Raw genomic sequence first — 6,216 nt, 5'->3', positions numbered from 1 at the left:
GAGCGCCAGCGCCGCCCCGCGCCCGCCGCCGCGCCCCCCGCGACACGCCATTCCCGGCGCGCGCCGTTCCAGGCGGCGAAGCCGCGCGGCGCGCGCTCCACGATGGGCGCGGGGGGAGGCATGGAGCACGAGGGACGCACCGAGGCGGGGATGCAGCTGCATCCCGACCTCGAGACGCGCGGGCGCGGCGCCGCGCGGTCGTCGCCGTCGCGGGGCGAGAGCGAGGTGCCGCGCGGCGCGCCGGCGCGCGCGGCGACGCCGCGACCGGCACGCTGCCGATCGGCGCGACGCCGATCGGCGCGACGCCGCCGGACGGGACGCCCGGCTTCGAGGCCGCGGGCGAGATGCCGCGCGGCACGATGACCGGCGACGACGCGACCACGGGATTCGGCGCCGGCGGCGCCGACGAGATGCCGCGCGGCGCGATGACGGGGGGCGAGACGGCCGGCGCCGACATGCCGATCGGCCGGATGGCGACCTACGACCCGTCGGTCGGCGGGACCCCGGGCGGCGAGATGCCGCGCGGCGAGATGCGCGACGCGCCGGCCGCCGGCGCGATGTCGGGGGCGTTCAACCGCGTGGCCGACCTGCTCGCCACGCTGCCCTTCGGCGGCGCGGCCGCGGCGACGTGCGCGGGGGCGTAGACCGGCGGCGCGCCGGGGGGGATGCCCGGCGGGACGCCGGTCGGCGGGCCGGCCGGGCTCGCGGGCGGCGAGATGCCAGCCGGCCACATGCGCGACGCGCCGGCGGCGGACGCCCAGGCGACCGGCGCGGCCGCCGACACCCCGGCGGGGCTCACGATCCAGGGCGAGTGGCGACTCACGCTCTCGTCCCTCTCCATCGGCCGCGTGCGGTAGCGCGGCGCGCCGCCGACGGCGGCCCACCAGACGAGGGCGATCATGGCGACCAAGAATCGGCAGGAAGGCGGGACCGATACGGTGCTCGCCAAGGCGAAGCCGACGACGCGCGACGAGCTGCGCGCCGCGACGAGCATCAAGGACTACGTGCCGCAGGCGGCGGAGCTGGCCGCGGGCGCGGAGGGCGAGGACGTCGAGCGGCTGCAGCGCTACCTCGCGCAGTTCGGCTACCTCGAGTCCCCCGGCCTCGACAGCTTCGGCGCGCGCTCGGCGCGCATGGGCGGCGTCGCGGCCGCCGGCGTGTTCGACGACGCGACCGCCGAGGCGCTGCGCCGCTTCCAGCGCTTCGTCGGGCTGCCCCCCACGGGGCGGCTCGACGAGGGCACGCTGGAGCGGATGCAGCGCCCGCGCTGCGGCTTCCCCGACACGGCGGCGTTCACGCTGCAGGGGAGCAAGTGGACGACCACGAGCCTCCGCTACGCGTTCGAGAACTTCACCCCCGACCTCACGCCGGCGCAGGTGCGCTCGGCGATCCAGCAGGCGTTCGCGCTCTGGTCGGCGGTCACGCCGCTGACGTTCACCGAGGTGGCGATCGCCGCCGCGCACGAGATCCGCATCCGCTTCGCCTCGGGGAACCACGGCGACGGCAACAGCTTCGACGGGGGCGGCGGCGTGCTCGCGCACGCGTACTACCCGCCGCCGGGCGGCGGCGCGCTGGCCGGCGACGCGCACTTCGACGACGCGGAGGCGTGGTCGATCAACCTGCCGGCGTCGGGCGTCGACCTGGTGACCGTGGCGGCGCACGAGTTCGGACACTCGCTCGGGCTCGCGCACTCGTCGGTGACCGGCGCGCTGATGTACCCGTACTACGGCGGCCCGTCGCGCGCGCTGCAGGCCGACGACGTCGCCGGCATCCAGGCGCTGTACGGCGCGCGCGCGCGGTGGCGCCCGTGGGAGTCGCTCGGCGGCGTCCTGACGTCGGGCGTCGGCGTGTCGTCGTGGGCGGCCAACCGCCTCGACGTCTTCGTGCGCGGCACCGACAACGCGCTCTGGCACAAGTGGTTCGCCGGCGGGTGGAGCGGGTGGGAGTCGCTCGGCGGCGTGCTGACCTCCGGCCCGTCCGCGGTGTCGTGGGGCGCGAACCGGATCGACGTCGTGGTGCGCGGCACCGACAACGCGTGCTGGCACAAGGCGTGGGCGCCCGGCTGGACGGGGTGGGGCTCGCTGGGCGGGATCATCACCGCCGACCCCGCGATCTGCTCGTGGGGGCCGAACCGCCTCGACGTGTTCGTGCGCGGCGCGGACAACGCGCTCTGGCACAAGTGGTGGAACGGCGCCGCCTGGAGCGGCTGGGAGTCGCTGGGCGGCGTGCTCACCTCGGCGCCGGCGGCGGTGTGCTGGGCGGCGGGGCGCATCGACGTGTTCGTGCGCGGCACCGACAACGCCCTGTGGCACAAGTGGTTCGCGGGCGGCTGGAGCGGCTGGGAGTCGCTCGGCGGGGTGCTGACCTCCGCGCCGGCGGCCGCCTCGTGGGGGGCGAACCGCCTCGACGTGTTCGTGCGCGGGACCGACAACGCGCTGTGGACGAAGTCCTGGGCGCCCGGGTGGAGCGGGTGGAGCTCGCTCGGCGGGGTGATCACCTCGTCGCCGGGGGCCGAGTCGTGGGGCCCGAACCGGATCGACGTGTTCGCCCGCGGGACCGACAACGCGCTCTGGCACCGGTGGTTCGCCTGAGCGACGCGGGGCCGCCCGACGACGGCCCGCCCGACGGCGTCGCGCTCGCGGCGCTGCAGGCGGCCGTCGTGCGGTCGGCGGTCGGCGGCGCGCCCCTCCCGGGCGGCGCGCCGCCGATCGCCCTCCCCGACGCCGTCCCCCCGGCGGGCGACGGGGCGACGCTGCTGCTCGACGAGGCGCTGCCGGCCGGGCTGTCCGGGCTGCTGCTGCGCGGCGTGCGGCTGGTGCGCCCCGACGCGCTGCGACGCGACGCCGCCGCGCTGCGCGGGGCGACCTTCCTCCGCCTGGCCCCCGCGTCGGACGCGGGGGCGCTGACGCGCGTGGCGCTCGAGGTCTGGCGCGACCCCGGCGACGGGACGCGCTGGATCGCGCTCGGCGGGGTCCAGGTGGCGGCGCGGCGCGCCGGGGACGGCTGGCGCGTGGCCGAGCCGCCGCGCGCGTTCGCGGTCTGAGCGCGCTCCGAACGCGGATCGAGCGCGGCCGGGACGGATCGGGAGGGGGCGGGGCGGGGCGAGGTTACTCCGCCCCCGCCCCGGGCGTACTTTGAGCGCCCGTGACGGGCGCCCGCGGCGCCGCGTGCCGCCCGCGAGCCCGACCCCGACTATTGGTTCACGCCCCGTACGATATGACCCCGCCCCCGTCCGCCCTCGCCGACCGCCTGCGCGGCACCGCGTTCCTGCACGGCCTCCCCGACAGCTACTTCTGGCGCCTGTCCCGGGCCGTGACCCTCGAGAGCTACGCCGCCGGCGACGCGCTGTTCGGCGAGGGGGAGGACCGGCAGCGGTTCGCCATCCTCTTCGACGGCTCGGTGGGGATCGAGCGGGCGGCCGAGGGGCGGACGATCCGGCTGTCGACGCTCGGCGCGGGGGAGGCGGTGGGGGAGGGGCTGCTGCTCGGCGACGCCGGGAAGCACGGCTCGACGGCGCGCGTCCTCGCGCCGGTCGAGGCGGCGGTGATGACGCGCCGCCAGCTGGAGGACCTGATGAAGGAGAACCCGCCCATCTACGCCGCCCTGGTGGCACGCGCGGCGCGGGCGATCTCGCAGCGCCTGCGCGCCGCCGACGCCACGCTGGTCGGGCGCGGGCGCACGATGGGCTTCGCCGGCAGCGCGTCGCGCCGCGAGCACGACCTGCTCGGCGAGCGCGACGTCCCCGCCGACGCGCTGTACGGCGTGCAGACGCTGCGCGCGCTCGAGAACTTCCCGATCACCGGCGTGCCGCTGCGCGAGTTCCCGCAGCTGGTCGAGGCGCTGGCGGCGGTGAAGACGGCGGCCGCGCTGGCGAACGAGGAGCTCGGCCTCCTGCCGTCGGCGGTGTCGCAGTCGATCGTGCAGGCGTGCAGCGAGATCCGCGGGGGGCGCCACCACGAGCACTTCCTGGTCGACATGATCCAGGGGGGCGCCGGCACGTCCACGAACATGAACGCCAACGAGGTGATCGCCAACCGCGCGCTGGAGCTGCTCGGCAAGGAGCGCGGCGCGTACGAGGCGGTGCACCCGAACAACCACGTCAACCTCTCGCAGTCGACGAACGACGTCTACCCGACGGCGCTCAAGCTGGCGCTGCACCGCAGCATCGACGGGCTGCGCGACGCGATGAAGGAGCTGGCGGCGGCGTTCCTCGCCAAGGGGGAGGAGTTCTCGCCGTTCGTGAAGATGGGGCGCACGCAGCTGCAGGACGCCGTCCCGATGACGCTCGGCCAGGAGTTCGCCGCGTTCGGCCACACGATGCTCGAGGACGTCGACCGGCTGGCCGAGGTCCAGGGGCTGATCCGCGAGATCAACATGGGCGCGACGGCGATCGGCACGAAGCTCAACGCGCCGGCCGGCTACCCGGAGGCGGTGCGCCGCCACCTGTCGGCGGTCACGGGGCTCGAGCTCATCACCGCGCCCGACCTCGTCGAGGCGACGGCCGACACCGGCGTGTTCGTGCAGCTGTCGGGGGTGCTCAAGCGCTGCGCGGTCAAGCTGTCGAAGATCTGCAACGACCTGCGCCTGCTCTCCAGCGGCCCGCGCGCCGGCTTCGGCGAGATCAACCTGCCGCCGATGCAGCCCGGGTCGTCGATCATGCCGGGGAAGGTGAACCCGGTGATCCCCGAGGTGGTGAACCAGGTCTGCTTCGACGTGATCGGCGGCGACGTCACGGTCACGCTGGCCGCCGAGGCGGGGCAGCTGCAGCTCAACGTCTTCGAGCCGGTGATCGCGTTCCGCCTGCTCGGCAACATCGCGACGCTGCGCAACGCCTGCGCCGTGCTGCGCGAGCGGTGCGTGGTCGGCATCACGGCGAACCCGGACCGGATGCGCTGGTTCGTCGAGCACTCGATCGGGATCGTCACCGCGCTCGTCCCCACGCTCGGCTACGAGACGTCGACCGAGATCGCCAAGGAGGCGCTCGAGTCGGGGCGCGGCGTCTACGACCTCGTGCTGGAGAAGGGGCTGATGACGCGGGAGCAGCTCGACGAGATCCTGAATCCCGAGGCCATGGTCGGGTGAGGCGCTGCGGGCTGCGGGCTGCGGGTTTCGAATCCGCAGCCCGCAGCCCGCAGCCCGCGGCGTCCGTTCAGGTCCTGAACTCCCCCAGCAGCTCCCGCAGCGTCGCCGCCCCGCCCGACAGCTCCTCCGACGTCGCGCTGACCTCCTCGACGGCCGCCGCGGTCTGCTCGGTCGACGCGGCCACCTCCTCGGCGGCGGCGGCGTGGCTGGCGGCGGCGTCGCGGGCGCTCACCAGGGCGCGCTCGGCGGCCTCGATCGCGCTCCGGTTCTCGAACGTCAGCGCGGTCACGCGCTCCGACGCCTCCTCGACGCGCACCACCGCGTCCTCGATGCGCGCCAGCGCGCGCGACGCGCCCTGCGCCACCAGCTCGGCGTCGCGCAGGCGGCCGGCCCCGGTCTCGCTGGCGGCCACCGCGCTCGTCACGCGCTCGCGGATGCGGCGCACGTTCTCCGTCACCTCGTCGGCCGCGGCGGCGCTCTGCTCGGCGAGGGCGCGCACCTCCTGCGCCACCACCGCGAAGCCGCGCCCCGCCGACCCCGCGCGCGCCGCCTCGATCGCGGCGTTCAGCGCCAGCAGGTGCGTCTGCGACGCGATCTCGCTGATCACCGCCACGAAGTCGTCGACCACCGCCGTCGCCTCGCGCAGCGCCGCCATCTCGCGCGCCGAGTCGTCGGCCCCCTCGCGGGCGCCGAGCAGCGCGTCCACCGCGCGCGCGATCTCGGCGCGCGTGCCCGTCGCGGTGCCGCGGATCTCTCGGCCGGCGCGCTCCGACGCCTCCGCCGCGTCGGCGATCGCGGCCCCCTGCTCGGCGAGCTGCTCCATCGCCGCGCTGGCGGAGTGCAGCGCGTCGAGCTGCACCGACGCGCCGTTGGAGATCTCGAGCACCGCCCCCGTCACGTGCTGCGTCGAGACGGCCGTCGCGCCGGCGTTCTGCGCCAGCTCGCGCGCCGCGCCGGTGACGCGGTCGGTCTCCTCCTGCACGCGCCCCACGAGGCCGCGCAGCCGCTCGCGCGCGCGGTCCACCGCGATGCCGAGGCGCGCGTACTCCACCGCGGGGCGGTCCTCGGCGACCCAGGTGCGCAGGTCGCGCGCGCCCGCCGCGCCGGCGGCGCCGGGGACCGCGGCCTGGAGCG

6 protein-coding genes are annotated in these 6,216 nt (G+C 76.4%); 5 read left to right on the top strand and 1 reads right to left on the bottom strand.

All coding sequences use genetic code 11. The annotated features are described in order from the left end of the window. The first annotated feature begins 344 nt into the window (after positions 1-344). The 5 genes from PYV61_RS19405 to PYV61_RS19385 all read left to right on the top strand — a co-directional run bounded on the left by PYV61_RS19405 (position 345) and on the right by PYV61_RS19385 (position 5,082). Positions 345-644 (top strand): hypothetical protein, encoded by a 300-nt coding sequence (locus PYV61_RS19405; RefSeq protein WP_275834695.1) that lies wholly within the window; start codon positions 345-347, stop codon positions 642-644. Between the two features lie 21 nt (positions 645-665). Then, positions 666-857, top strand: coding sequence for a hypothetical protein (locus PYV61_RS19400; protein ID WP_275834693.1), 192 nt, complete (start codon positions 666-668; stop codon positions 855-857). Positions 858-899: 42 nt separating this feature from the next. Further along, a complete protein-coding gene (locus tag PYV61_RS19395; RefSeq protein WP_275834691.1) occupies positions 900-2,591 on the top strand; it encodes a matrixin family metalloprotease in 1,692 nt (563 codons plus the stop codon). After that, positions 2,579-3,043, top strand: a complete 465-nt coding sequence (locus PYV61_RS19390; RefSeq protein ID WP_275834689.1) for a hypothetical protein — start codon at positions 2,579-2,581, stop codon at positions 3,041-3,043. The genes PYV61_RS19395 and PYV61_RS19390 overlap by 13 nt, the downstream gene beginning before the upstream one ends. A 173-nt stretch (positions 3,044-3,216) precedes the next feature. Further along, on the top strand, positions 3,217-5,082 hold the full coding sequence (locus tag PYV61_RS19385; RefSeq protein WP_275834687.1) for an aspartate ammonia-lyase: 1,866 nt from the start codon (positions 3,217-3,219) through the stop codon (positions 5,080-5,082). Positions 5,083-5,149: 67 nt separating this feature from the next. Here the strand turns inward: PYV61_RS19385 and PYV61_RS19380 are convergent. After that, a partial coding sequence (locus tag PYV61_RS19380) for a methyl-accepting chemotaxis protein (RefSeq protein WP_275834685.1) occupies positions 5,150-6,216 on the bottom strand: 1,067 nt, incomplete at its 5' end.

The organism is Roseisolibacter sp. H3M3-2 (assembly GCF_029211165.1).
Classification (GTDB): domain Bacteria; phylum Gemmatimonadota; class Gemmatimonadetes; order Gemmatimonadales; family Gemmatimonadaceae; genus Roseisolibacter.
This window is presented reverse-complemented; position numbering and strand designations above follow the sequence as displayed.

Excerpts from the sequence above, each read along its gene's own strand:
- PYV61_RS19385 (WP_275834687.1), top strand. The coding sequence starts at position 3,217 with ATGACCCCGCCCCCGTCCGCCCTCGCCGACCGCCTGCGCGGCACCGCG.
- PYV61_RS19405 (WP_275834695.1), top strand. The coding sequence starts at position 345 with ATGCCGCGCGGCACGATGACCGGCGACGACGCGACCACGGGATTCGGC.
- PYV61_RS19400 (WP_275834693.1), top strand. The coding sequence starts at position 666 with ATGCCCGGCGGGACGCCGGTCGGCGGGCCGGCCGGGCTCGCGGGCGGC.
- PYV61_RS19395 (WP_275834691.1), top strand. The coding sequence starts at position 900 with ATGGCGACCAAGAATCGGCAGGAAGGCGGGACCGATACGGTGCTCGCC.